Here is a 1,396-nt window from a genome sequence, read left to right as displayed (position 1 = left end):
TTAAGCCAAGGAGCATAGCCACCGTAGGCTACTTCAGAGGCTTCGGCGCAATTGCCGTTAACTTGAGTGGTATTGTTGGTGTTGCTGGTTCTTGGCTTAGTGAGTATGGTGGTGTTGCTTGGCCAAGCCTAATCATAGCCCTAACGCACATTGAGGGTTCGAGGGTGTATGCAGTATTCATGGCAGTACCCTATAATCCAGAATGGGTTATTGGGCATAAGCCAGTAACAATAGTTGCCACAGTGGACTTCAGTAGGGTTAAGGCAGTGCCGATTAACGCTGACTCCAATCCGCCAATTACCGTTAATTCAAGTGACCCATACGGCTACGGGTACCTTGGCTCATGCAATGGATCAGCATTGTATGAGGTTGAGGGCAGTAATCCAAGTGGGCAATGGTACTTGGCTGATTGCCAACTATTCCAAGGACCAATACCGCAATTCTTCATAGGATGGAGTGAGGACACGGAATTATACTCGGGAATCATAAGTGTTGGATTCAGTAGTGTTCAGGGCTATGCTGAATCAGGCTCAGGGGGCTATGGGGTATTAAACATAACCTACAGCACTGGCTCTAGTGGGGTTGAGTTGATTGGCCCAGTATTCCAATTCAACCAAAACATGAACATTCAACTAGCCAACGGCCTCACTGGGGTAGGTGTATTATTTGATCCATCACTACCATTAGGAACATACACGGAATCAATATCGGAATCTAATGAGGCAGTTTTTAATGTTAATGGTCCTGGTTTCGTGTACCTTTACTTTGATGGTTACGTTGCTTACGTTTCATGGAAGCTCTACTGCAGTGCCCAAACCATCTGCGGTTGGGCCAATGGAACATACATAATCGGATTCAACAGTAGCACACTACCGAGCGGTAGCAATACACTGTACGTATTCCCAGGTGTTGACATGGGTAATGGGCCTATTGAGGCAATGTTCAATGGAGTATTCAAATACGGCGTAAGCCTAGTCAAGACACCCGGCCTATACGCATCGATAAGTGGGTTTTCGAACCCATGTGGAATAAGCTACTCATCAACACTAGGAAACGTACTACTCTATGAGTTTAGTAATGTTGCATCATTCTATAATCCTAACCCAGCCGGCATAGCTTACATTGCCGGTGACTCTGAATTGACTGAAATTGGGTTGACGGCTTTGGTTAGCATTGCCACAACATTCACTGGCTACTATGTGCCACCGCCAGCATCCTCAAGCACATTCTACGTGAATACTGAGGCGGGTGTCCAATACTCATCCTCTAGCTACAACTTCTACATTACGTTCCTAGGCATTAATGCATACAATCCAGGCAGTAACTCAGTGTACACATGGCCGATCGGCATGATTATTAATTACACGAACTACTACCAGTACGCCTCAACATGCGG

At 46.0% G+C, this 1,396-nt stretch carries 1 protein-coding gene; it reads left to right on the top strand.

The window, feature by feature from the left end; all coding sequences use genetic code 11:
* Nucleotides 1-1,396: hypothetical protein (locus Q0C29_RS10725; protein WP_292000657.1), on the top strand; the 1,396-nt coding region annotated here is incomplete at both ends.

Source organism: Caldivirga sp., from assembly GCF_023256255.1.
Lineage (GTDB): Archaea > Thermoproteota > Thermoprotei > Thermoproteales > Thermocladiaceae > Caldivirga.
Note: the sequence above shows the minus strand (reverse complement) of the source record. Positions and strands in the feature narration are given on the sequence as shown.